Origin of the sequence: Cobetia sp. cqz5-12 (assembly GCF_016495405.1) — a bacterium.
GTDB lineage: Bacteria > Pseudomonadota > Gammaproteobacteria > Pseudomonadales > Halomonadaceae > Cobetia.
On sequence record NZ_CP044522.1, the window covers coordinates 3,863,204 to 3,888,129 of the forward strand.

A 24,926-nucleotide genomic window follows, 5' to 3' on the forward strand; every position below is an offset into this window, starting at 1 on the left:
TCGTTCGTTGATGCATAGCCCTGACACCTACGTTTTGGGCGAGTCGCTCGTTCAAGTCAAGGGCGAACGTTTGTTTGAATAGGGAGATTTCTAGTATCTGGGGAACTTTCATTCATGTCTGCACTGTCATCGTGTTGCTAACCCCATGTCCTGGCGATCATTTAGCGTCTGTTCGCCAGCGTTTAAAACATGGTGCGGCTCTCGCTTTCCTCTCTAGCCTATTGGTCGAACATCAGGTTTTTCGTATGTAGCGGGTCGCTTGACCTATGTGCTGCACATAGGTCTTACACTGAGGATCATTCACGGAACATTGGCTGCCGATAGACCTTCAGGGCAACCGAATGCTCTCTCCGCCACTCTTGATCACCAGGAGATGATGCAATGAAAGTCGCTGAACTGGCCCGCGCGGGAGGCGTTACCGCTGAAACCGTTCGCCATTACACGCGCCAAGGGCTGATCACGGCCCGACGTGATCCCGTCAACAACTACCAGCGCTTCGATGAGCAGGCGCTGGTACGTCTCAAGTTCATCAGTCAGGCACGCCAGTTGGGCTTCAGCCTTGCCGATATCAAGCAGATTCTGCAGCAGGCTGACCAGCATGACTCTCCCTGCCCCATGGTGAGAGACCTGCTCAAGGAACATCTGCCCCGAGTGCGTGAGCGCATCCGCGAGCTGGAAGCCCTGGCAGAGCGTATGGAGCATGCCATGGAGAGCTGGCAGGACATGCCGGACGGCGTGCCGGATGGCAACAGCGTGTGCTGCCTGATCGAGGGGCAATCGTTCCCGCCCCCCTCAGAAGAGAGCGGAACGTACACCCCTGACACCGGGAGGACCTCATGAGCCACGACCCCATTGCCACGATCAGCGTGATGAACACGGAAGGCATCAGCTGCCAGGGATGTGTCAGCCGAATCCGCAAGGCCTTGCTGGCACAGGATGATCAGGCCGAACTGGTCGGCGCCCCCCAAGCCCAGCTGCTGCTGATGCATACGCGCCTGGATGAGGAAGGGGTGGCGAAGGTGGCACAGGACAGCGGCTATCCGCTCACCCCGGCAGCACCGGCCACCCCTGCGAACCTCGAGATCAACGTCTACGGCATGCACTGCCAGAAATGCGTCGCCAAGCTGCGCAATGCCATTCAGCACTGGGATTCGTCCGCGACCGTCAGCGGTACGCCGGCAGACAACGTCCTGCAGGTCTCCAGCTGGCTGCCGGAAGCCTTGCTTGAACGTCTTGTCGTCGAGGCGGGCTATGCATTGGAACCTCCTGCCGAGGGCGACACATCAGCGGAGCTCACTGAGTCCGACGACACCACGGAGGATCACGCAACGGCGGCTCCATCGGCAGCAGAACCCTCTCCGGCCAGCCCGACGGATAGCGGAAGTCTGGAGCTATCGTTGTCCGGCATTACCTGTGCCAGCTGTGTCGCCACCATTCAGAAGACACTGGATGGCCTGGATGGCGTGGAACATGCCGAGGTCAACTTCGCTTCGCGCACGGCACAGGTCAAAAGCCAGCTTGCGACCACCGAGATCATCGCGGCCATCGAAGGCGTGGGGTATGGGGCAAGCGTAGTGAAAGACCCGGGCGCCAATGACGCGCAACAGCAGGAAGAGGCTGACCAGGAATATCGCTCTCGCATCCGTGACAGCGTGCTGTCACTGGGCATCGGTATCCCGCTGATGATCAGCATGTTCTTCCATCATCCCGGCTTCGAGGGGCTCGAACGCGGAGTGTGGCTCGCCATCGGCATGGCCGTGCTGGGAGTCCTGGCCACGGCAGGACGCAGCTTCTTCACTAGCGCCTGGAAGGCCTTCACGCATCACCAGGCCAACATGGACACGCTGGTGGCACTCGGTACCGGGGCGGCATGGCTCTATTCCATGGGCGTGCTGATCTTCCCCGAGACCGTGCCGCAGGCGGCGCGAGGCCTCTACTTCGAAGCCTCGACCATGATCATCGGCCTGATCAGTCTTGGTCAGGCGCTGGAAGTTCGCGCTCGCGGCCGTACTCAGCAGGCACTGCGTGCGCTGCTGGATCTGCAGACCCGTACCGCTCGGGTCATTCGCGAGGGCGAAGAGCGCGAGATCGATATCAATGAGGTCCGCAGCGGGGACCACGTGCGCATTCGCCCCGGTGAGCGCATCCCGGTGGATGGCAAGGTCACCGAGGGTCAGAGCCACATCGATGAATCGATGCTCAGCGGGGAGCCGTTGCCCGTGTCACGCGGTATCGGCGACGAGGTAGCGGCCGGCACGCTCAATACGCGTGGCAGTCTGGTCTTCGAGGTCGAGCGCATCGGCAGCGAGACACGACTGGGCCGCATCATCAGTCAGGTGCGTCAGGCACAGAATTCGCGCCCCCCGATCGGACGGCTGGCCGATACCATCTCCGGCGTATTCGTGCCCAGCGTGATGATCATCGCCATCGTCGCGGCGCTTCTCTGGTTCAACTTCGGGCCGGCGCCGACTGGCGTGCATATGCTGGTGGTCGCGACGGCGGTACTCGTCATCGCCTGCCCCTGTGCACTGGGTCTGGCGACGCCCATCTCGACCATGATCGGGGTCGGCAAGGCGGCAGAGCATGGTGTGCTGGTGCGCAGCGGTGAGGCATTGCAGACCGCCAGTCGCTTGACCGCACTGGTGGTCGACAAGACCGGCACCCTGACGCGCGGCAAGCCGGAAGTCACTGAAACGCATCTGGCCGCGGGGGAACGCGAGCAGGACATCCTGGATGCCGCCCATGCACTGGAGCGTGGCTCCGAGCACCCGCTGGCCGCGGCACTGCTGGCACATATCGAAGCCAGACGTCCCGAAGCCTCGCGCAGCAAGGCCTTCCATGACTACCAGACCATCAGCGGGCGCGGTATTCAGGCCCAGGACGATACAGGCCGCACATGGCGCATGGGCAACGCTGCCATGCTCGAGGATGCAGAGATCAGCCTTGCGCCTTTGAAGGATCAGATCACCTCCCTGGAGGACAATGCATGCACCTTGATCCTGATGGCACGTGACGCTGAATTGATCGCTGTCTTCGGGCTGTCAGACCCGCTGCGTGACGATAGCCGAGATGTCATCGCTCGCCTGCATGCCGTCGGTCTCAAGGTGATCATGCTGACCGGTGACAATCAGCACACGGCCGCTGCCGTGGCCCGCGAGACCGGGATCGACGACTATCGCGCCGGCGTCTCACCGGACGACAAGCACGATGAGATCGCCCGCCTGCAGCAGGAAGGCCATGTGGTGGGAATGGTCGGCGACGGCATCAATGATGCGCCGGCGCTGGCACTGGCCGATGTCGGCTTCGCGATGGGCGAAGGCACCGATGTCGCCATCGAGACCGCCGGTATCACGCTGATGCAGCCGTCGCTGGGCGGGGTCGCGGACGCGATCGCCATCAGTCAGGCCACGCTGCGCAACATCAAGCAGAACCTGGTGGGCGCCTTCGGCTACAACCTGATCGGCATTCCGATTGCGGCAGGCATTCTCTATCCCTTCACCGGCATGCTGTTGTCGCCGGTGATCGCCGGGCTGGCCATGTCACTGTCTTCCGTGACGGTCGTGACGAACGCCAACCGCCTGCGGGGGTTCACTCCCTCGGGGGCAGCTCGGTCACATACGGACAGCACAGGAAATTCTTCCACCATGCCACAAGGAGAGTCAGCATGATCTGCATACTCGTCAATCTGATAGGGCTTGGCCTGATCGCTGCCATCGTCTGGTGGTTCTGGCTGGCCAAGTCATGAACCACAGCTCTACCATTGATCCGTAGCGCCTTCATTTGATCAGTGAAGGCAACTCTAGACGCCCTGCCACACACTGTGTGGCAGGGCGTCTTCATGTCAGCCTCTAGCGGGTCCGATGTGTCTGCCAAAATCCTGTCGCTCTCCCGGGACAGCGCCATGCAACAGCGACCGTTGCCTCGCAAGACGGGACACTCTCACACCTCCAGAGGGTGTGGACAACTTGTCTTCCTGGTTGGTGCCCACCTATCCACACCCGCTCTCCCAGCGGTTCTGCATATCGTTGCGTCACTACCTCGGCAAAGCGTCTTCCCGCTTTACCTTACTCTGCCCACCTCGATGTCCAACGCAGACCGCCCCTGCAGCAAAGCTACAGGGGCGGTTCGGGATAGTTCGGGATAAGCGCCCGACGAGCTTTTCATGACGGTCGTGGGGCGGCCGTCCGCGACTCTTACAGGGAGAAACACCGTCCAGGCAGAGCTATCTCCTATCTCTCCCCTCTCACGCAATGCGTGCACCTCTCCGAGCACCACTTTTCCTGTGCGCAACTTTTCTCACCACAAAGAGAACCGCCCCTGCAGCAAGGCTGCAGGGGCGGTTCGGTATAAGTGCCTGACGATGACCTACTCTCACATGGAGAAACTCCACACTACCATCGGCGCTAAGCGGTTTCACTTCCGAGTTCGGCATGGGATCGGGTGGTTCACGCTCGCTATGGTCGTCAGGCGAAACGGTGGCATCTTGCGATGCCTGAGTCTCGAGGTTTGTGGCCTCGCGACTCGCAATATGAATCATGCTGACCGATATGTCTCGATCCTGTCGCAATCCCGGCGGTTTGCCTGCGCAAACCCCTTGGGTGTTATATGGTCAAGCCTCACGGGCAATTAGTACTGGTTAGCTCAACACATTGCTGTGCTTCCACACCCAGCCTATCAACCTTGTAGTCTTCAAGGGCCCTTCAGGAGGCGCAAGGCCTCAGGGAAGTCTCATCTTGAAGGGGGCTTCCCGCTTAGATGCTTTCAGCGGTTATCCCGTCCGAACGTAGCTACCGGGCAATGCCATTGGCATGACAACCCGAACACCAGAGGTTCGTCCACTCCGGTCCTCTCGTACTAGGAGCAGCTCTTCTCAAACTTCCGACGCCCACGGCAGATAGGGACCGAACTGTCTCACGACGTTCTAAACCCAGCTCGCGTACCACTTTAAATGGCGAACAGCCATACCCTTGGGACCGACTTCAGCCCCAGGATGTGATGAGCCGACATCGAGGTGCCAAACACCGCCGTCGATGTGAACTCTTGGGCGGTATCAGCCTGTTATCCCCGGAGTACCTTTTATCCGTTGAGCGATGGCCCTTCCATACAGAACCACCGGATCACTAGAACCTACTTTCGTACCTGCTCGACGTGTCTGTCTCGCAGTCAAGCACCCTTATGCTCTTGCACTCAATGCACGATTTCCAACCGTGCTGAGGGTACCTTCGTGCTCCTCCGTTACTCTTTAGGAGGAGACCGCCCCAGTCAAACTACCCACCATACACTGTCCTCGATCCGGATAACGGACCTGAGTTAGAACGCCAATGATATCAGGCTGGTATTTCAAGGTTGGCTCCACCGCATCTGGCGACGCGGTTTCAAAGCCTCCCAGCTATCCTACACAGACAACATCAGCATCCAGTGTAAAGCTATAGTAAAGGTTCACGGGGTCTTTCCGTCTAGCCGCGGGTACACAGCATCTTCACTGCGATTTCAATTTCACTGAGTCTCGGGTGGAGACAGCGTGGCCATCATTACGCCATTCGTGCAGGTCGGAACTTACCCGACAAGGAATTTCGCTACCTTAGGACCGTTATAGTTACGGCCGCCGTTTACCGGGGCTTCGATCAAGAGCTTCGCGTGAGCTAACCCCATCAATTAACCTTCCGGCACCGGGCAGGCGTCACACCCTATACGTCCGCTTGCGCGTTTGCAGAGTGCTGTGTTTTTAATAAACAGTTGCAGCCACCTGGTATCTTCGACCGGTAGGAGCTTACGGAGCAAGTCCTTCACTCGAACCGGTGCACCTTCTCCCGAAGTTACGGTGCCATTTTGCCTAGTTCCTTCACCCGAGTTCTCTCAAGCGCCTTGGTATTCTCTACCTGACCACCTGTGTCGGTTTGGGGTACGGTCGCATGTGATCTGAAGCTTAGAGGCTTTTCCTGGAAGCGTAGCATCGATGACTTCCTGACCGTGGTCAGTTCGTCTCGCATCTCGACCTCAGAGGAACCGGATTTGCCTGATTCCTCGGCCTACATGCTTTCACCAGGACAACCAACGCCTGGCTCACCTAGCCTTCTTCGTCCCCCCATCGCAACCACATCCGGTACGGGAATATTAACCCGTTTCCCATCGACTACGCGTTTCCGCCTCGCCTTAGGGGCCGACTCACTCTGCTCCGATTAACGTAGAACAGAAAACCTTGGTCTTCCGGCGGGGGAGTTTTTCACTCCCCTTATCGTTACTCATGTCAGCATTCGCACTCGTGATACCTCCAGCAGACTTCTCAATCCACCTTCATTGGCTTACACGACGCTCCTCTACCGCTCATCCAGAGGATGAACCCGTAGCTTCGGTACCTGATTTAGCCCCGTTATATCTTCCGCGCAGGCCGACTCGACTAGTGAGCTATTACGCTTTCTTTAAAGGATGGCTGCTTCTAAGCCAACCTCCTAGCTGTCTGAGCCTTCCCACATCGTTTCCCACTTAATCAGGATTTTGGGACCTTAGCTGACGGTCTGGGTTGTTTCCCTTTTCACAACGGACGTTAGCACCCGCTGTGTGTCTCCCACGCTGCACTCACTGGTATTCGGAGTTTGCCTCGGGTTGGTAAGTCGGGATGACCCCCTAGCCGAAACAGTGCTCTACCCCCAGCGGTGATACGTGAGGCGCTACCTAAATAGCTTTCGAGGAGAACCAGCTATCTCCGGGCTTGATTAGCCTTTCACTCCGATCCACAGCTCATCCCAGCATTTTTCAACATACTTGGGTTCGGGCCTCCAATTGATGTTACTCAATCTTCACCCTGGCCATGGATAGATCGCCCGGTTTCGGGTCTATACCCTGCGACTGGTCGCCCAGTTAAGACTCGGTTTCCCTACGCCTCCCCTATACGGTTAAGCTCGCCACAGAATATAAGTCGCTGACCCATTATACAAAAGGTACGCGGTCACACCACGAAGGTGCTCCCACTGCTTGTACGCATACGGTTTCAGGATCTATTTCACTCCCCTCGCCGGGGTTCTTTTCGCCTTTCCCTCACGGTACTGGTTCACTATCGGTCAGCCAGGAGTATTTAGCCTTGGAGGATGGTCCCCCCATGTTCAGTCAAGGTTTCTCGTGCCCCGACCTACTCGATTTCACGTGACTCAGACTTCGACTACGGGACTATCACCCTGTATCGTCAAGCTTCCCAGCTTGTTCGTCTGTCAGTTGTCACGCTTAAGGGCTGGTCCCCGTTCGCTCGCCGCTACTTGGGGAATCTCGGTTGATTTCTTTTCCTCCGGGTACTTAGATGTTTCAGTTCCCCGGGTTTGCCTCTATAGGTTATGTATTGGCCTATAGATACTCACCTGATGGTGAGTGGGTTTCCCCATTCGGAAATCGTTGGGTCGCAGGGTATTTGCCACCTCGCCAACGCTTATCGCAGGCTATCACGTCCTTCATCGCCTCTGGCTGCCAAGGCATCCACCGTATGCGCTTAATCGCTTGACCATATAACCCCAAGGGGTCTGTCAAGGATTACGATTTTGTCGGACCTCTCCGACATATCGTTTGATGGAGATGTGCTTGGCGCACATTCCATCGTCAGCATGATTCACATTGTTAAAGAGCGGCTGTTCAGAGAACAGTGAGAAGTCACACAACCTTCTCGAGGAAGGCGATATGCTTGTCACTGTGAACTGTCAGCGTTATCAGGTAGTAGAAGCTTGAACCGGAACTTGATGGTGGAGCCAAGCGGGATCGAACCGCTGACCTCCTGCGTGCAAGGCAGGCGCTCTCCCAGCTGAGCTATGGCCCCAAAGTCGGCAAAACCGTGTCGACAAAAGCACGAAGCTTTTGGTGGGTCTGGGCAGATTTGAACTGCCGACCTCACCCTTATCAGGGGTGCGCTCTAACCAACTGAGCTACAGACCCGACACTACTACTCGATAAACTAACTTGATCAGGTAATTCGTTGTGAGCACTTGCCGCGAGCGATAGACAGTGTCGATAAGGAGGTGATCCAGCCCCAGGTTCCCCTAGGGCTACCTTGTTACGACTTCACCCCAGTCATGAACCACACCGTGGTGATCGCCCTCCCGAAGGTTAGGCTAACCACTTCTGGTGCAGTCCACTCCCATGGTGTGACGGGCGGTGTGTACAAGGCCCGGGAACGTATTCACCGTGGCATTCTGATCCACGATTACTAGCGATTCCGACTTCATGGAGTCGAGTTGCAGACTCCAATCCGGACTGAGGCAAGCTTTATGGGATTGGCTCCACGTCGCCGTATTGCAACCCTTTGTACTTGCCATTGTAGCACGTGTGTAGCCCTACCCGTAAGGGCCATGATGACTTGACGTCGTCCCCACCTTCCTCCGGTTTGTCACCGGCAGTCTCCTTAGAGTTCCCGACATTACTCGCTGGCAAATAAGGATAGGGGTTGCGCTCGTTACGGGACTTAACCCAACATTTCACAACACGAGCTGACGACAGCCATGCAGCACCTGTCTCAGAGTTCCCGAAGGCACCAATCCATCTCTGGAAAGTCCTCTGGATGTCAAGGGTAGGTAAGGTTCTTCGCGTTGCATCGAATTAAACCACATGCTCCACCGCTTGTGCGGGCCCCCGTCAATTCATTTGAGTTTTAACCTTGCGGCCGTACTCCCCAGGCGGTCAACTTATTGCGTTAGCTGCGCCACTAAGTCCTCAAGGGACCCAACGGCTAGTTGACATCGTTTACGGCGTGGACTACCAGGGTATCTAATCCTGTTTGCTACCCACGCTTTCGCACCTCAGTGTCAGTGTCAGTCCAGAAGGCCGCCTTCGCCACTGGTATTCCTCCCGATCTCTACGCATTTCACCGCTACACCGGGAATTCTACCTTCCTCTCCTGCACTCTAGCCAAGCAGTTCCAGATGCCGTTCCCAGGTTGAGCCCGGGGCTTTCACACCTGGCTGACTTAGCCACCTACGCGCGCTTTACGCCCAGTAATTCCGATTAACGCTTGCACCCTCCGTATTACCGCGGCTGCTGGCACGGAGTTAGCCGGTGCTTCTTCTGCGAGTGATGTCTTTCCTCGGGAGTATTAATCCCAAGGCGTTCTTCCTCGCTGAAAGTGCTTTACAACCCGAAGGCCTTCTTCACACACGCGGCATGGCTGGATCAGGCTTTCGCCCATTGTCCAATATTCCCCACTGCTGCCTCCCGTAGGAGTCTGGGCCGTGTCTCAGTCCCAGTGTGGCTGATCATCCTCTCAGACCAGCTACGGATCGTCGCCTTGGTGAGCCATTACCTCACCAACAAGCTAATCCGACATGGGCTCATCCGATAGCGCAAGGTCCGAAGATCCCCTGCTTTCTCCCGTAGGACGTATGCGGTATTAGCCTGAGTTTCCCCAGGTTGTCCCCCACTATCGGGCAGATTCCCATGCATTACTCACCCGTCCGCCGCTCGACGCCTTCTAGCAAGCTAGAATCGTTTCCGCTCGACTTGCATGTGTTAAGCCTGCCGCCAGCGTTCAATCTGAGCCATGATCAAACTCTTCAGTTGAAAGCTTGATAGTCTGTTAAGCAGACCAAACTTGGTTCAGAGTCAAACTTCTCGTGAGAGGCTTGCTCCGATATTTGGTGACCTTGTCACCACTCATCGGCAAGCGCTCACACGAATTACCTGATCAAATTTTTAAAGAGCGTCGCTGTTAAGCGAGGAGGCATATTATACCCGGAACGCTTGAGAAGTCAAGCACTTGATGATGAGTCAATCGACTGCCTCTAAGCATCATCAAGCGGTGAGGAGCGTTGCTCGATCACCTGTTCCGTAAGGAGTGCGGCGTATTCTAGCGAATCGCCCGGGATTGTCAATCGATGATGTCGAAGCGAGCTTCAAGAAACATCAAGTAAAACAACCACCTGCAAACCTCTTTCACCGCTGGTAACGCCATGCGTCCCCGGCAGCGGATGCGTACTTTACGCAGGAATCGGTTTGATGGCAAGGGCTTTTTAGCCAGACATCCCTGTCAATTCAAACAAGCTCATGCAGGCACTGCGTGCTCCAGCATCAACTGCAGTGACTCTCTCCCCCGCCAGCGATTGCGTGACAGCTTGTAGGCACACTCCAGAGAGGCCCCCACGCCGAATGCCGGTGATTCTCCCGGCGACAGCGCACGGAACCAGATCGCCTTGAGGCGCGTACGCCCGAGCGAGAGTTCCAATGACAAGTGCGTGCCATCGGCGCCTACCGGCCTGAGACTCTCGACCAGGAAGCTGCCCTCGAAGAGAGGCGACTCAAACTCACGCCCGAAGGGCGCCAGACGCTCGAGCTCATCCAGCGTCTCCAGACTCAACTGCCCTTCCACCAACTCACCATCACTGAGAATCAAGGGATTGAGCGCCCTCTCCCCCAACTGCTCCGCGGCTGCCTGTTGCAGGGCACGAGTGAAGTTATCCTTTTCCGCCAGCGGCAAGCCCACCCCGGCGGCGCCGCGATGCCCACCGAAGCGCGGCAGACACTGCGGCGCGAGATCATGGGCGCGCTGCAGCGCATCCCGCAGGTGCAATCCTTCGATGGAGCGCCCGGAGCCCGTCAACATGCCGGGCACCGCGGCTGGTGTCAGCACGATGGTCGGTCGCCCGAACTGCTGCACAAGACGCGAAGCGACGATGCCCTGCACCCCGGGATGACCATCCTCCAGGTGGACCACGATCACCTGGTGCCCTTCCCGCAAGGAGGTGAGGGCCAGGGCACGTGCCGACTCCACCATCTCGGCTTCGATCGCCTTGCGTGACTGGTTGTCCTGATCGAGCACTTCCAGTGCACGCTGCGCCGCGTCGTCTTCACGCGCCAGCATGAAATGCAGCGCGGCGTAGGGATCATCCAGACGCGAGCGGGCGTTGATGCGCGGCCCCATCTGGAAGGCCAGCGTCTCGGCATTGAAGGGCACACTATCCGCCCCGAGCCGCTCTGCCATCGCGCGCCAGCAGGGCTCCTGCATGCGGTTGATCAACGTAAGGCCCAGATTGACCACCGCGCGGTTGATCGCACTTCCTCCCAGTGACACACAGTCCGCCACCGTTCCCAGCGCCACATAGGACAGCCACGGCGACAACTTGGGTGCGTCGCTCGGCAACCTACCCTGTTCAATCAAGATGTTGCGCGTCAAGGACATGGTCAGCCAGGCGACCATGCAACCGGCAATGGTCGCGTCGGGGTAGGCGCAGTCGTCTCGCGTCGGATTGACGGTCGCGTAGGCGGAAGCCGGCGGCCCTTCCTGAGGCAACGCGTGGTGATCCGTCACCACGACCTCTATCCCCGCCTCCTTGAGCAACGCCAGACGCGCCTCATCACTGGAGCCGCAATCCGCGGTCACGATCAATGACGGGCGCGGCGAGAGCGTCATGATGCGTTCAACCAATGGCAGACTGATGCCATAGCCATCATGGATGCGATGGCCGATCAGACTGTGCACGCGGTCGTAGGGCACATCGAACAGCTCGGTCAGCGTGCGTAGCATCACCACATGCGAGGTGATGCCATCCACGTCATAGTCGGTGAGGATGCCGATATGCTCCCCCTCGACAACGGCGCTCGCGATGCGCTCTGCCGCACGCCGGCCATCGGCCAGCCGTTCGGGATGCTCGATATGCCGGAGCGCCGGCGTGACCAGCGCCTCCAGAGGGGCCTTGCAGCTCTCCAGCGTCAGGCGCCCTGCCAGTACACGTGCCTGCAATTCGCTGAGCCCGGTCGCGATGCCCTGCTGATAGAGATGCTCGTCACGCGCGCGCGGCTGAATGACCCGCGCAATGCTGGCCGCAAGCGTGCGCTCGTCCGGACGACTCATGGGGTCTTGCGAGAATGGGGGCGACACGGGGGAAGTGACAGACATGAAGAGCTCCTGACAAACGACATGGCCGTCATCTCGGCAGCGGACTGCAGACATGACGGCCATGAAAAGATGACTGCCGATCACCCCGAGCGGGCCAACCGGCAGTTATTGCAATCACCCGCGGCGATTCTCGCGCACGAAGTCCTGCACTGCCGCCAATTCTGCCGGCAGTACGCTGTAACGCTCCTCGCGCTCCAGCAGGTCATGCAGATGCGGCGGAAGATCGACACCAGCAAAGCCGGCTCGCGCCACCGCTTCCGCGAACTTGGCCGGATGCGCCGTCGCCAACGTGATCATCGGCGTCGCGCTATCGGTACGGCAGACCTCTGCCGCGCGATAGCCAGTTGCCGTATGCGGATCGAGAATCTCGCCGGTGCGATGGTGCGCCTCACGGATGACCTCGAGGATCGTCTCATCATCGACACTGTGGCTGGAGAACAGCTCACGCAGCCTGGCCAGCGGGGCATCCGCCAGCGCTGCCGGTTCACGCGAGAAGTGCTCGAGCAGCTCACGGATCGCCTGACCATCGCGGCCATAGGCCTCAAACAGCAGACGTTCGAAGTTGGAGGACACCACGATATCCATCGACGGTGCCAGCGTCGCCTTCAGCTCCTGACGCGAGAAGTCATTGGAGGAGATGGTGCGATGCAGGATGTCGTTGGCGTTGGTGGCGATCACCAGCTGGCGCACCGGCAGCCCCATGCGTGAGGCCAGATAACCGGCAAAGATGTTGCCGAAGTTGGCCGACGGCACCGTGAAGCTGACCTGACGCGCCGGGGCGCCCAGCGCCACACCGGCGGCCACGTAGTAGACGGTCTGGGCCATGATACGCGCCCAGTTGATCGAGTTGACCGCGACCAGACGCGTGCCGTTCAGGAAGTCCTGGTCGGCGAAGCTGGCCTTCACCATCGCCTGAGCATCGTCGAAGTTGCCTTCGATGGCGATGTTGAAGACGTTGGGTGCCAGCACGGAGGTCATCTGGCGGCGCTGCACTTCGGAGACACGGTTGTGCGGATGCAGAATGAAGATATCCACATGATCGCAGGCACGGCAGCCTTCGATGGCGGCGGAACCGGTATCACCGGAAGTCGCGCCCATGATCACCGCGCGCTCGCCGCGCTTGGCGAGGAAGTGATCCAGCAGGCGACCCAGCAGCTGCAGCGCGACATCCTTGAAGGCCAGTGTCGGGCCGTGGAACAGCTCCAGCAGGTAATGGTTGCTGTCGAGCTGATTGAGCGGCACGACGGCATCGTGACTGAAGGTCGCGTAGGTCTCGCGCACGATGTCACGGAAGGTCTCGTCATCGATGGCGCCATCGACGAAGGGCTTCATGACACGGAAGGCGATTTCCGCGTAGGACTCACCGGCCATCGCCGTCAGTTCGTCGGCGCTGAACTGCGGCAGGGTTTCCGGCACGTACAGGCCACCATCGCTGGCAAGCCCCGTGAGAACCACATCTTCAAAACCGAGCGCCGGCGCCTGGCCGCGCGTGGAGATATAACGCATGTCGTGTCTTCCCGTGGCTCTTGCCACCGTTATGATTCTTGCTCTTCCGGCCTGCGCCGGCTGCCCAGCGGGGCAGTGCCATCACCGTCGATAGCCCCGCCCCGTTTGCCCGCGATCAGGCGTTGTCGTCGAGATCCTCGACACGAATGCGCACCACGGAACCGGCGACATCCACCAGCGCTTCCAGCTGACGAATCGCTTCGTTCATGTGCAGTTCGCGCGCACGGTGCGTGAGCAGAATGATCGGCACCAGCTCCCCTTCGGTGGCTTCCTTCTGGATGATCGCCTCGATGGAGATGCCCTGCTCGGAGAGGATCGACGCGACACGCGCCAGCACGCCCGGGCGGTCCACTGCGTGCAGACGCAGATAGCAGGCCGTCTCGATCTCTTCCATCGGCAGGATCGGCAGGGTGTCGCCGTGCTGATTGATCTCGGCGAAGGCCAGATACGGCACGCGGTAGCGGTGGTCGGTGGCGATATCGCGCGCCACGTCGAGCAGGTCCGCGACCACGGCAGAGGCCGTCGGCTCGGCACCGGCGCCGGCACCGTAGTAAAGAGTCGGACCGACAGCGTCGCCCATCACCTCGATGGCATTCTTGACGCCATGCACGTTGGCCAGCAGACGCTCCTTGGGAATCAGCGTCGGATGCACGCGCAGCTCGAGGCCCTTGGCCGTGGCGCGAGTGATGCCCAGATGCTTGATGATGTAACCCAGGTTATCGGCCTGCTCGATGTCCTCGGCCGTGATGCGCGAGATGCCTTCGGTGTAGGCCTTGTCGAACTGCAGCGGCACGCCGAAGGCGATCGAGGCCAGGATGGTCAACTTGTGCGCGGCATCGATGCCTTCGACATCGAAGGTCGGATCGGCTTCGGCATAGCCCAGCGCCTGTGCCTCGGCCAGCACGTCCTCGAAGCTGCGACCTTCATCACGCATCGCGCTGAGGATGAAGTTGCCGGTGCCGTTGATGATGCCGGCCAGCCACTGGATACGGTTGGCACCCAGGCCTTCACGCAGCGACTTGATGACGGGAATGCCACCGGCCACTGCGGCCTCGAAGGCCACCATCACGCCCTTCTCGGCCGCGGCACGGAAGATCTCGTTGCCGTGGACGGCGATCAGCGCCTTGTTGGCGGTCACGACATGCTTGCCATTGGCGATGGCTTCCATCACCAGCTGATAGGCGACATCGTAGCCGCCGATCAGCTCGACCAGCACGTCGATCTCGGGATTGCGCGCGACCTCGAAGATGTCATGCGTGCGGCTGACGCCGGTGATATCGCAGTCAGGATTGTCGCGTCGTGCGCCGACCTGTTCGACGATGATCGGGCGTCCAGCACGACGCGCAATCTCATCGGCATTGCGAATCAGCACGTTATAAGTGCCGCCGCCTACGGTCCCTAGACCACAGATTCCTACTTTCACCGGTTTCAACGTCGCTTTCCTCTCTTGTTACGGTATCCAGCCTTGAGGGCCGCGCCACTGTCAGCGACGGCCTTGCCGATCTCACGTCGGTCTATTATCCAGACATCCTGCACGTACGTCTGTCGTGACCACGGTAGCAAGGCAGGACGCCCTGTCAACGCGCAGTCTTGTCGCCTGTGGTTCATGTGATTCGTGTGGCTCAGTCATCGATGCCCAGCATGGTGGCAAGACGCTCCACCGGCAGGTAGCCCGGCACCATCTGGCCATCCGGCATCACGATGGCCGGGGTGCCCTGCACTCCCATGCGCGTGCCCAGCTGATACTGGCTTTGCACCGGCGCATCGCAGCTGGCCGCCTGCTTGGGCACTTCGCCTTCATTCTTGATCTGGTTCATCGCCTCGGTACGATTCTCGGCGCACCACACCTGCGCCAGTTCACGCGCGCCCTGCGAGCGCATGCCACCGCGCGGGAAGGCCAGATAGCGCACCTCGATGCCACGTGCATTGAGCTCCGGCACTTCCTGGTGCAGCTTGCGGCAGTACGGGCAGGTGGTATCGGTGAAGACACTGATCACCGCCTTGACCTCACCCGCGGGGCGGAAGATGACCATATCATCCTCACTCACCTCGGCCAGCAGCTTGAGGCGCTCGCCATTGGCCTTCTGCTCGCTGAGATTGACCAGCCCCTTGTCGCCATCATTGCGGTACATCTCACCCACGATCAGATGCTTGCCGTCGATATCGGTAAAGAAGCTCTCGCCACTGGTCAGGCGCACCTCATAAAGACCATCGATCGGGCTGGAGGCCAGTGATTCGACCGGCAGCGGCTGGCCATTGACGACGAGCTTGTCGCGCAGATCATCCAGCGCATCAGCCTGGGCCAATGGCGCCACAAGCGTCAGCATGGCGCCGGCGCTCAGGAGGCGGATCGCACGGGACAGGGCCTGCGGACGACGGAAAGACTTGCTCATCAAACACTCCTTGGCGTCCGCGCGCAGAGGGAAGGACACTCAGCCACGCGGATGATGTTCGGCATGCAGACGCTCCAGACGCGCCTGGGCCACATGGGTATAGATCTGGGTCGTGGAAAGATCACGATGTCCCAGCAACAGCTGCACGACACGCAGGTTGGCACCGTGATTGAGCAGGTGCGTGGCGAAGGCATGGCGCAGCGTATGCGGTGACAGAGGCTTGCTGATGGCCGCAGTCACGGCGTGACGCCGGATGCGATGCCAGAAGGTCTGTCGCGTCATGGCCTTGTCGTGCCGGCCGGGAAACAGTGCCGGACGCGTCTGGTCGGCCATCATCGCAGGTCGGCCAACGGACAGCCAGCGTGACAACCAGTCACAGGCCTCCTCGCCCAGCGGCACCAGCCGCTCACGATCGCCCTTGCCGGTGACACGCACGACGCCCTGGCGCAGATTGAGCGCATCGACACTCAGATTGACCAGTTCGCTGATACGCAGCCCCGCCCCATAGAGCACTTCGAGCATGGTGCGGTCGCGCAGCCCGATGGGCGTCTCGAGATCCGGCGCCTCCAGCAGGCGCTCGACCTCCTCCTCATCCAGCGTGCCCGGCAGGCTGGGAATCACGCGCGGCAGGCGCACCTCATGCAGCGGGTCCGCCTCGATCATGCCTTCGGCCAGTGCCCAGCGATAGAAGCGCCGCAATGCCGACAGCAGGCGCGCCGTGGAGCGCAGCGCATGCGACTCACGCCGCGAGTCACAGAAGGCCTGCACCTTCTGCGGTGCCACGCTCAGCAACGGCACCGCGTCAGCGTTCGTCTCCGACTGATCGACCAACCAGCGCCGCCAGGCCGCGAGATCACTGCGATAGGCGCCGAGCGTATTGTCACTGGCACCCCGCTCTAGCCACAACGTATCGAGAAAGGCCTCGACCAACGCATCGTCGTCCATCATTCCCGCTTCCCCATCCTGAATGACGCGCCATCCGCGCTCGCCGTGGCCGTCATGTACCGCGGCACCGAGCCTGCGTGAGCCTCGATTCTACCGTGATGCCCTGACGATGAAATGAATCTGCTGCAAGTCACACCGGATTTCCCTGATGCACAAACACGAAGACCCCGCCATGCATCGCATGGCGGGGTCTTCGTATGGCGGAGGAGCAAGTGGCAATTCGCTCCTCCGCAGTACTGCCGAGTTCTGCAGTCAGGGAATGCGGAGCGCTTAGCCCAGCTTTTCCTTGATGCGTGCAGACTTGCCGCTACGCTCACGGAGGTAGTACAGCTTGGCCTGACGGACGTCACCACGACGCTTGACGTCGATAGCGGCAACCTGCGGGCTGTAAGTCTGGAAGGTACGCTCGACGCCCACACCGTGGGAGATCTTGCGGACGGTGAAGGCGGAGTTCAGACCGCGGTTACGCTTGCCGATCACCACGCCTTCGAAGGCCTGCAGACGCTCGCGGGTACCTTCGACGACCTTGACCTGGACGACGATGGTGTCGCCCGGTGCAAAGGCCGGGATTTCCTTGGCCATCTGCTCGTTTTCGATCGCCTGGATCAGTTTATTCTTGCTGCTCATCGCTAGCTCCAAATTCGTTAGCATCAACCCTGAGGCTGATGTTCGTCATGACCCCGGCACCGCAAACGGCCTTGAACACGGGGATCGACCTTGTGTGTGACGCGCCACGGAACTCCCGCAAGATGACTCCGGGCCGTGCCGCACCTCCGCCACGGTGGCGGCCTTCTCCTGACAGCGAACCTTCGGTTCGCAGCGGTCAGGCCTTGCCTTTCCGGGCGTGCTGCGCGATGAACTCGTCGAGCAGCTTGCGCTCCTCACGAGTCAACGTGCGACTCTCCAGCAAATCCGGACGCCTGAGCCAGGTACGTCCCAGAGACTGCTGCAACCGCCAGCGCTTGATCAGGGCATGATTGCCACTGAGCAGAACATCCGGCACCCGCTTGCCGTCGATGACTTCAGGGCGGGTATAGTGCGGACAATCGAGCAGGCCATCGGTGAAGGAATCCTCCTCCGCGCTGGCTTCATGCCCGAGTACGCCCGGCACCAGGCGTGCCACCGTATCGATCAGGACCATGGCCGGCAGTTCCCCGCCAGACAGGACGTAATCGCCGATCGACCACTCCTCGTCGATCTCCTCTTCCACCACGCGCTCATCAATGCCTTCATAGCGTCCGGCCACCACGATCAGACGCTCTTGCGTCGCCAGTTCGCGGGCACCGGCCTGATCCAGCTTGCGGCCTTGCGGGGAGAGATAGATCACACGAGCGTTGTCACCGCCAGCGGCGCGGGCGTCACGAATGGCGCCACGCAGGGTCTCGACCTTCATCAACATGCCGGGACCACCGCCGTAGGGACGATCATCGACCGTACGGTGCCTGTCGGTGGCGTAGTCGCGAGGATTCCAGAAATCGACCTCGAGCAGGCCCTTGTCGACCGCTCGGCCGGTCACGCCACTGGCGGTAATCGCCGTGAACATTTCCGGAAACAGGCTCACTACACCAATCCACACAGGCGTCAGCTCTCTGTGCTTAACATCAGAATTCGGGATCCCAGTCGACGCTCATGCGCCCAGCAGTGAGATCCACATCGCGAACCACCTGATCGGGAAGGTACGGCACGAGCCGTTCCTTCTCATCGATGCTGTCGTCGTTAGGCTTTATCACCAGAACGTCGTTGGCACCGGTTTCCATCAGGGTGCTCACTTTCCCGAGGCGCTGGCCATCCAGCGTCACCACCTCGAGACCTTCCAGTTGATGCCAGTAGTACTCACCGACTTCCAGCTGCGGCAGGTGCTGCTTGGGCAGGAGAATCTCCGCCCCGGCCAGCTCCTGTGCTGCTTCGCGACTGTCGATACCTTCGAGCTGTGCCACCAGGCCCTTGCCATGGCGACGCGCCTGAGCGAGGCGGGCGGGAATCTGCTTCCCGTCCAGCTTCAGCATCCAGCCAGCGTAATCGAAGATGCCGTCAATCGGGCTGGTGTAGGAATACACCTTGAGCCAGCCTTTGACGCCATAGGGGCTGGTAAGCTTCCCCATTACCACGACATCATCGTCATGCGATGACGCTGCGGTCGGCTGCGGGTTGTTCGGTTGAGTAGGCATCCTGGAATCAAGCCTGCTGCTTGCCAGCTTCCTTGATCAGCTGAGCGACACGGTCAGAGACCTGTGCGCCCTGCTGCTGCCAGTGAGCGACGCGCTCGAGATCGACGCGCAGACGCTCTTCCTGGCCGCGAGCGACCGGGTTGAAGAAGCCGACGCGCTCGATGAAGCGGCCATCACGAGCTGTGCGGGAATCAGCCACAGCGAGGTGGTAGAAGGGACGCTTCTTGGCGCCACCACGTGCCAGACGAATGGTAACCATTGCGTAATCTGTCCTTCGTGTTGAAGTGAAAATCGTGCCACAGAACTCGTCTTCGCATGGAGGGTCCACACGAAGAGGCGACATTCTACGGAAATTGGCAAGCCTTGGAAACCTTTTTCCAAGGCCATACACACGCTCCGTGGCACGGGACGTGCCACGGAGCGCAATTCCTGGTGTCAGCGCCCATGTCTCATCAGCGCTGCATCGGGCATCGGGTCAGCAATCAGCGACGCGGGAAGCGTCCGCCGCCCATGCCGCCGGGGCCACCCATACCACCCATGCCACCCATACCACCGGGGCCGCCAGGACCACCGCCACCGCCCATCATGCCGGACATGCCACGCATCATCTTCTGCATGCCACCTTTCTTGCCGGCCTTCTTCATCATCTTGGCCATCTGCTTGTGCTGCTTGAGCAGACGGTTGAGATCAGGCACCTGAGTACCGGAACCCATGCAGATGCGGCGCTTGCGCGACCCATTGATGAGATCCGGGTTGCGACGTTCCTTGGGCGTCATGGAGTTGATCATCGCCTCGAGCTTGCCCAGCTCCTTCTCGCTGGCCTGGCTCTGGGCGACTTCCGCCAGCTGCCCCATGCCCGGCAGCTTGGACATCAGGCTACCCATGCCACCCATGTTCTTGAGCTGCTGCAACTGGTCACGGAAGTCCTCGAGATCGAAGCCTTCGCCTTTCTTGACCTTGCTGGCCAGCTGCTCGGCCTTGCTCTTGTCGACGGTGCGCTCGGCTTCCTCGATCAGCGACAGCATGTCGCCCATGCCGAGGATGCGCGAGGCGATACGATCCGGGTGGAAGGGCTCGAGGGCGTCGACCTTCTCCCCCATGCCCATGAACTTGATCGGCTTGCCGGTGATGTGACGCACGGACAGGGCCGCACCGCCACGCGCATCACCGTCGGCCTTGGTCAGCACGACACCGGTCAGCGGCAAGGCTTCGTGGAAGGCCTTGGCGGTGTTGGCGGCATCCTGACCGGTCATCGCATCGACGACGAACAGTGTCTCGTCGGGATTGACGCTGCGGTGCAGGGCGGCGATCTCGTCCATCATGTCGGCATCGACATGCAGACGACCGGCGGTATCGACCAGCACCACGTCGTGGAACTGGATGCGCGCGTGCTTCATCGCCGCCTCGGCGATGGCCACCGGCTGCTGGGAGGAGTCGGAGGGGAAGAAATCGACCCCGACTTCCTTGGCCAGCGTTTCCAGCTGGTCGATGGCGGCCGGACGATAGACGTCGGCCGAGACCACCAGCACCTTCTTCTTCTCGCGCTCGCGCAGGTAGCGTGCCAGCTTGGCGACGGTGGTCGTCTTGCCCGCACCCTGCAGGCCTGCCATCAGAATGACGGCCGGACTGCCCTTGAGCGTCAGGCCTTCATTGGCTTCGCCCATGATCGCTTCCAGCTCCTGCTGGACGATCTTGACGAACTGCTGGCCCGGCGACAGGCTCTTGGACACTTCCTGACCGACGGCACGTTCGCGCACTCGCTCGATGAAGGCCTTGACCACCGGCAGCGCGACATCGGCTTCAAGCAACGCCTTGCGCACTTCGCGCAGGGTGTCCTTGATGTTGTCTTCCGTCAGCTTGGCCTGGCCGGTAATCGACTTCAGCGTATGCGACAGGCGATCACTCAAACTTTGAAACATGGGCCTCTCCGGCTAGGGACGTCTGGGGTCCGCGCTGCGGGGACGAGGGCGTAAGCCACCTCGTGACCGGCGCACGGCATGACGCCCCAGCGCGTGAATGGTTATCCTGTCGCGCATTATACGCACAGGGCGGCCGTGTCTCCATGCATGCAAGGCTTGCAAGTCGCCATCCTGGTGATGACATGCCTGCAGGAGACAGTGCCGACAATCGTCATGCAATACGGAGTCTGTCGCCGCGCAGGCCTCATCGCCCGCGAGAACACGCGACAGGACACCGCGAGTGGATGCAATCCCGGCGGCGCATTCGGTATAGTCTCTGCAGATAGACAGTGCCTCAAGCGAGGCCTGATCTCCCGCTACCCTCCGGCACCTGGACAACAGCACATGCAGGCTCTGCCTTTTGCCTTTCTGGCCATCATCTTCTATCTCGGCGCCGGCCTCTGGCAGGGCCTTACCCTGACACGCCGCGTTCCGGCACGCACGCGTCTGGTGCGCAGTCTGGCGCTGATCGCCATCGCCTGCCATGCCGTGATCGTCTGGGTCACGCTCAACCACGGCGGCGCGCTGCACCTCGGACTGTTCGAGAGCGCGTCGCTGGTCAGCTGGGCCATCTGCCTGCTGCTGGTCGTCGCCAGCCTGTTCAAGCCGGTGATCGCCGGGGGCGCGGCGCTGTTCCCGGTCGCCGCCGCCTGCGTGCTCGGCGTGATGAACCTGCCGAGCGCCACCACCGAGAATCCGCTCTCCCCCGGTCTGGTCGCCCACATCTTCACCTCGGTAGCCGCATTGGCCTTCTTCAGCATCGCGGCCATGCAGGCCGGACTGCTGTCGCTGCAACAGCACGCGCTCAAGAAACGTCATACCCGCGGCATCGTCCAGGTGCTGCCGGCATTGACCAGCATGGAACGTGCGCTGTTCGAGCTGATCTGGGCCGGCATGATCCTGCTCAGCGTGTCGATCATCAGCGGCACCATCTATCTGGACAACATGTTCGCCCAGCATCTGGCGCACAAGACGGTGCTCAGCCTCGGCGCCTGGATCATCTTCGCCGTGCTGCTGTTCGGGCATCACGTACTGGGCTGGCGCGGCCAGCGTGCCGCCCGCTGGACACTGGGCGGCTGCCTGGTACTGGCGCTGGCCTTCTTCGGCACCAAGTTCGTGCTGCAAGTGGTATTTTCCCACTAAGCCCTGCCACCCCGACAGAGATCGCTCGCTGCGCCTGATGCATTGCAGCGAGCGTGTCAGTATCATGCGCCTAAATCCGCCACCGAGGACCCTTCACTCTTGAGCGACGACACCCCGTTGGGGCTGCTGTTCGGCCTACTGGTCATCCTGATCATCCTGTCTGCCTTCTTCTCGAGTTCCGAGACCGGCATGATGTCGATCAACCGCTACCGTCTCAGTCACCGCGCCAAGGGCGGTGAGCGCGGCGCCAAGCGTGTTACCCGCCTGCTTTCCCGCCCGGACCGCCTGATCGGCGTCATCCTGATCGGCAACAACTTCGTCAACAACCTGGCCGCCTCGCTGGCGACCATCATCGCGATCCATTACTTCGGTGATGTCTCGGGCCCGGCCGTCTCGACCGCCGTGCTGACCATCGTGGTGCTGATCTTTGCCGAAGTGACGCCCAAGACCATGGCCGCCGTGAATCCGGAACGCATCGCCTATCCGGCCTCGCTGGTGCTGGAACCGTTGCTCAAGCTGCTCTACCCGCTGGTCTGGCTGGTCAATGGCATCTCCAATGGCCTGCTGCGCCTGTTCGGCGTGCGCGATGTCAGCGGCGGCGCCGACAGCCTGACCCGCGACGAGCTGCGCACCGTGGTCCACGAAGCCGGCAGCATGATCCCGCGGCGCCACCAGGGCATGCTGCTGTCGATTCTCGATCTCGAGAACGTCACCGTCGATGACATCATGGTGCCGCGTCAGGAGATCTTCGGCATCGACCTGGACGATGATCTCGACATCATCCTCAGCCATATCCGCGCCAGTCAGCACACGCGGGTGCCGGTCTACAAGGGTGACATCAACAACATCATCGGTATCCTGCACCTGCGCAACGCGGCGCGTTTCCTGTCGCTGGACGAGGTCACCAAGGCCTCCATCATCCAGGAAGCCCGCGAGCCCTACTTCATCCCGGAATCCACGCCGCTGCATACCCAGCTGCTCAACTTCCAGAAGCAGAAGCGTCGCATCGGCATCGTGGTCGACGAGTATGGCGATGTGCAGGGGCTGGCGACGCTGGAGGACATCCTCGAGGAGATCGTCGGCGAGTTCACCACTGATGTCGCCGGTACGCATCAGGAGATCCACCCGCAGGACAACGGCAGCTACGTGATCGAGGGCACCGCCAACATCCGCGAGATCAACAAGGCCATCGGCTGGCAGCTGCCGACTGACGGTCCCAAGACGCTCAACGGCCTGATTCTGGAGCACCTGGAATCATTCCCCGATGCCCCGGCCAGTCTCGCCATCGGCACCACGCGCATCGAGATCCAGCAGGTGAAGGACAACCAGATCACCTCGGCACGCTGCTGGCAGGCGGCTCGCACCACGCGCAGCTGACGCGCCATGCGCGTTGCCACGCAGCACGGCACTCTCGACGACAGGCCCGCCAATTGGCGGGCCTGTCGCGTCTGGGGCACGCCAATTCGCCCAGGCACTCATTTGCAGGTGCTCATTTGCGGGTGCTCAGACGCAGCTGCTCAGGTGCAAGAACCAGCTGCAATACGGTGTTGCAGACCACGACACGCAAGCGGCCCGAACCCACGCTATGCTGTGCGCGTTCGCGCTGCCCGCCAGCGCCAGACGCCACGGACCTGCGCCAGAGCAGGCTGAATCACCGCTCCCCCTGCAATGCCCCACAACCTTCGAATGGCCCTCATGACTTCAGCTTCCGCCCCAACGGCGACTCCCGCCCTGCATCGACAACCTCACTTCACCGTGCTGCTGGCCCTGATGGTGGCGCTCGCCCCGCTATCGATGGATGCCTTCCTGCCCGCGATCCCCGCCATGGCCGCGGAATTCGGTGTCGATCACTCCCGCCTCGGCCTGACCATCACCTTCTTTCTGGCCGGCTACGCCTTCGGTCAGCTGAGTGGTGGCCCGTTGTCGGACAGCCTGGGACGTCGCCCGATCGCGCTGGGCGGCATCGTGCTGTTCTTGATCGCGAGTCTCGGCTGCGCCATGACGCATAGCCTGGAATGGCTGATGGTCTTCCGTGTCCTGCAGGGGATCGCGACCGGCATGACCGGCGGCGTCTCTCGCACCGTGGTGCGCGATGTCGCGACCGGCAAGGACGCCGCGCGCCTGATGACCAACGTCATGATGGTGCTGATGGCAGCACCGCTGGTCGCCCCCAGCCTCGGCGCCCTCATCCTGGCGCTGAGCACCTGGCAGATGGTCTTCATCGGCCTGGCCGTCTATGGCGTGATCGCCGGAGTCGCCATTCGCCAGTGGCTACCGGAGACCCTGCCTGCCAGCGAGCGTTCACCGCTCAGCCTGCGCGGCGCATTGGCCAGCTATCGCAGGGTGCTGACCACGCGCGGCGTGCCCGGGCACCTGATGCTGCTGCTGTGCGGCCCCGGCATCATGTTCACCTTCCTGACCAACGCGAGCTATCTCTATCAGGGCGTGCTGGGGCTGACCCCCGGTGAGTTCGCGCTGGCCTTCGGCGCCAATGTCGTCGCCATGCTGATCGGCAACCGTCTCAACCACTTCGGCCTCAAGCATCTGCGCACACGCAAGCTGGTTCAGATGGCGCTGTGCATGCAGGGGATCGGCATCACCTGGCTGATCTCGCTGGTCATCACCGACAACGTCCAGGTCGCCACACTAATTCCGGGCATCCTGTTCGTGCTGGGCGCCGGCGGCATGATCACGCCCAACGTGATGGCCGACTACCAGTCGCTGTTCACACGTGGCCACGGCGCTGCCAATGCCATCTCCGGCACGGTGCTGTATCTCGGCGGCGGCCTCTATGGCGCCCTGGCCAGCCTGTGGCTGAGCGGCGATGACATGCTGGCGGTGCCGCTGGTCATGTTGGGCGCCTGGACCATCGGCGTCTTCGGCTTCTGGGTCACGCGCCACACCGCGCCCTCCGAGCAGTCCAGCGACTGACGCGACGCCGCGCTCGACG

At 60.9% G+C, this 24,926-nt stretch carries 15 protein-coding genes, 2 tRNA genes and 3 rRNA genes; 5 read left to right on the top strand and 15 right to left on the bottom strand.

What is annotated here, in order from left to right:
* Positions 1-381: 381 nt before the first annotated feature.
* Together F8A90_RS15990 and F8A90_RS15995 are read left to right on the top strand one after the other, a co-directional pair.
* Positions 382-840, top strand: coding sequence for a MerR family transcriptional regulator (locus F8A90_RS15990; protein WP_200017924.1), 459 nt, complete (start codon positions 382-384; stop codon positions 838-840).
* Entirely contained in the window at positions 837-3,668 is a 2,832-nt protein-coding gene (locus F8A90_RS15995; RefSeq protein WP_233593363.1) for a heavy metal translocating P-type ATPase, read from the top strand. The genes F8A90_RS15990 and F8A90_RS15995 overlap by 4 nt, the downstream gene beginning before the upstream one ends.
* Before the next feature lie 684 nt (positions 3,669-4,352).
* Here F8A90_RS15995 and rrf read toward each other — a convergent pair.
* From rrf to ffh, 15 genes are all read right to left on the bottom strand, one after another.
* Positions 4,353-4,468: ribosomal RNA gene (gene rrf / locus F8A90_RS16000) — 5S ribosomal RNA — on the bottom strand.
* A gap of 137 nt (positions 4,469-4,605) precedes the next feature.
* A 23S ribosomal RNA gene (locus F8A90_RS16005) occupies positions 4,606-7,491 on the bottom strand.
* Positions 7,492-7,722: 231 nt separating this feature from the next.
* Positions 7,723-7,798, bottom strand: a tRNA-Ala gene (locus F8A90_RS16010).
* Between the two features lie 39 nt (positions 7,799-7,837).
* Positions 7,838-7,914, bottom strand: a tRNA-Ile gene (locus F8A90_RS16015).
* 76 nt (positions 7,915-7,990) lie between these two features.
* Positions 7,991-9,531 (bottom strand): 16S ribosomal RNA (locus F8A90_RS16020).
* The 16S, 23S and 5S rRNA genes sit together here with 2 tRNA genes alongside, the layout of an rRNA operon.
* 481 nt (positions 9,532-10,012) lie before the next feature.
* On the bottom strand, positions 10,013-11,818 hold the full coding sequence (locus tag F8A90_RS16025; protein WP_200020087.1) for a single-stranded-DNA-specific exonuclease RecJ: 1,806 nt from the start codon (positions 11,816-11,818) through the stop codon (positions 10,013-10,015).
* Between the two features lie 159 nt (positions 11,819-11,977).
* Positions 11,978-13,369 carry a threonine synthase gene (thrC, locus tag F8A90_RS16030; protein ID WP_166017816.1) on the bottom strand — a complete coding sequence of 464 codons (1,392 nt, stop codon included), beginning with the start codon at positions 13,367-13,369 and terminating at the stop codon, positions 11,978-11,980.
* A 115-nt stretch (positions 13,370-13,484) separates the two neighbouring features.
* Positions 13,485-14,801 (bottom strand): homoserine dehydrogenase, encoded by a 1,317-nt coding sequence (locus F8A90_RS16035; RefSeq protein ID WP_166017814.1) that lies wholly within the window; start codon positions 14,799-14,801, stop codon positions 13,485-13,487.
* Positions 14,802-14,991: 190 nt separating this feature from the next.
* Complete coding sequence (locus F8A90_RS16040) at positions 14,992-15,762, bottom strand: DsbC family protein (RefSeq protein ID WP_200017926.1); 771 nt, start codon at positions 15,760-15,762, stop codon at positions 14,992-14,994.
* 39 nt (positions 15,763-15,801) lie between these two features.
* On the bottom strand, positions 15,802-16,710 hold the full coding sequence (gene xerD, locus F8A90_RS16045) for a site-specific tyrosine recombinase XerD (protein WP_442778876.1): 909 nt from the start codon (positions 16,708-16,710) through the stop codon (positions 15,802-15,804).
* A gap of 267 nt (positions 16,711-16,977) precedes the next feature.
* Positions 16,978-17,334, bottom strand: coding sequence for a 50S ribosomal protein L19 (rplS, locus tag F8A90_RS16050; RefSeq protein ID WP_043336437.1), 357 nt, complete (start codon positions 17,332-17,334; stop codon positions 16,978-16,980).
* A 196-nt stretch (positions 17,335-17,530) separates the two neighbouring features.
* Positions 17,531-18,283 carry a tRNA (guanosine(37)-N1)-methyltransferase TrmD gene (gene trmD / locus F8A90_RS16055; RefSeq protein WP_043336440.1) on the bottom strand — a complete coding sequence of 251 codons (753 nt, stop codon included), beginning with the start codon at positions 18,281-18,283 and terminating at the stop codon, positions 17,531-17,533.
* A gap of 25 nt (positions 18,284-18,308) precedes the next feature.
* Positions 18,309-18,875 carry a ribosome maturation factor RimM gene (gene rimM, locus F8A90_RS16060; protein WP_166017810.1) on the bottom strand — a complete coding sequence of 189 codons (567 nt, stop codon included), beginning with the start codon at positions 18,873-18,875 and terminating at the stop codon, positions 18,309-18,311.
* Positions 18,876-18,882: 7 nt separating this feature from the next.
* On the bottom strand, positions 18,883-19,134 hold the full coding sequence (rpsP, locus tag F8A90_RS16065; RefSeq protein WP_043336448.1) for a 30S ribosomal protein S16: 252 nt from the start codon (positions 19,132-19,134) through the stop codon (positions 18,883-18,885).
* Between the two features lie 223 nt (positions 19,135-19,357).
* Positions 19,358-20,794, bottom strand: coding sequence for a signal recognition particle protein (gene ffh, locus F8A90_RS16070; RefSeq protein ID WP_054557273.1), 1,437 nt, complete (start codon positions 20,792-20,794; stop codon positions 19,358-19,360).
* A 384-nt stretch (positions 20,795-21,178) separates the two neighbouring features.
* Here ffh and F8A90_RS16075 point away from each other — a divergent pair, with 384 nt between their 5' ends.
* The 3 genes from F8A90_RS16075 to F8A90_RS16085 all read left to right on the top strand — a co-directional run bounded on the left by F8A90_RS16075 (position 21,179) and on the right by F8A90_RS16085 (position 24,907).
* The gene (locus F8A90_RS16075) at positions 21,179-21,976 is read left to right on the top strand and encodes a cytochrome C assembly family protein (protein WP_166017808.1); all 798 of its coding nucleotides are present in this window, start codon (positions 21,179-21,181) and stop codon (positions 21,974-21,976) included.
* Positions 21,977-22,075: 99 nt separating this feature from the next.
* Positions 22,076-23,353: an HlyC/CorC family transporter gene (locus F8A90_RS16080; RefSeq protein ID WP_043336457.1), complete on the top strand. Its 1,278-nt coding sequence runs from the start codon at positions 22,076-22,078 to the stop codon at positions 23,351-23,353.
* A 318-nt stretch (positions 23,354-23,671) separates the two neighbouring features.
* Entirely contained in the window at positions 23,672-24,907 is a 1,236-nt protein-coding gene (locus F8A90_RS16085; protein ID WP_200017928.1) for a multidrug effflux MFS transporter, read from the top strand.
* The last annotated feature ends 19 nt before the right edge of the window (positions 24,908-24,926 follow it).

Excerpts from the sequence above, each read along its gene's own strand:
- F8A90_RS15995 (WP_233593363.1), top strand. The coding sequence starts at position 837 with ATGAGCCACGACCCCATTGCCACGATCAGCGTGATGAACACGGAAGGC.
- rplS (WP_043336437.1), bottom strand. The coding sequence starts at position 17,334 with ATGAGCAGCAAGAATAAACTGATCCAGGCGATCGAAAACGAGCAGATG.
- F8A90_RS16075 (WP_166017808.1), top strand. The coding sequence starts at position 21,179 with ATGCAGGCTCTGCCTTTTGCCTTTCTGGCCATCATCTTCTATCTCGGC.
- ffh (WP_054557273.1), bottom strand. The coding sequence starts at position 20,794 with ATGTTTCAAAGTTTGAGTGATCGCCTGTCGCATACGCTGAAGTCGATT.
- thrC (WP_166017816.1), bottom strand. The coding sequence starts at position 13,369 with ATGCGTTATATCTCCACGCGCGGCCAGGCGCCGGCGCTCGGTTTTGAA.
- F8A90_RS16040 (WP_200017926.1), bottom strand. The coding sequence starts at position 15,762 with ATGAGCAAGTCTTTCCGTCGTCCGCAGGCCCTGTCCCGTGCGATCCGC.
- xerD (WP_442778876.1), bottom strand. The coding sequence starts at position 16,710 with ATGATGGACGACGATGCGTTGGTCGAGGCCTTTCTCGATACGTTGTGG.
- F8A90_RS15990 (WP_200017924.1), top strand. The coding sequence starts at position 382 with ATGAAAGTCGCTGAACTGGCCCGCGCGGGAGGCGTTACCGCTGAAACC.
- F8A90_RS16085 (WP_200017928.1), top strand. The coding sequence starts at position 23,672 with ATGACTTCAGCTTCCGCCCCAACGGCGACTCCCGCCCTGCATCGACAA.
- rimM (WP_166017810.1), bottom strand. The coding sequence starts at position 18,875 with ATGCCTACTCAACCGAACAACCCGCAGCCGACCGCAGCGTCATCGCAT.
- F8A90_RS16025 (WP_200020087.1), bottom strand. The coding sequence starts at position 11,818 with ATGAGTCGTCCGGACGAGCGCACGCTTGCGGCCAGCATTGCGCGGGTC.
- rpsP (WP_043336448.1), bottom strand. The coding sequence starts at position 19,134 with ATGGTTACCATTCGTCTGGCACGTGGTGGCGCCAAGAAGCGTCCCTTC.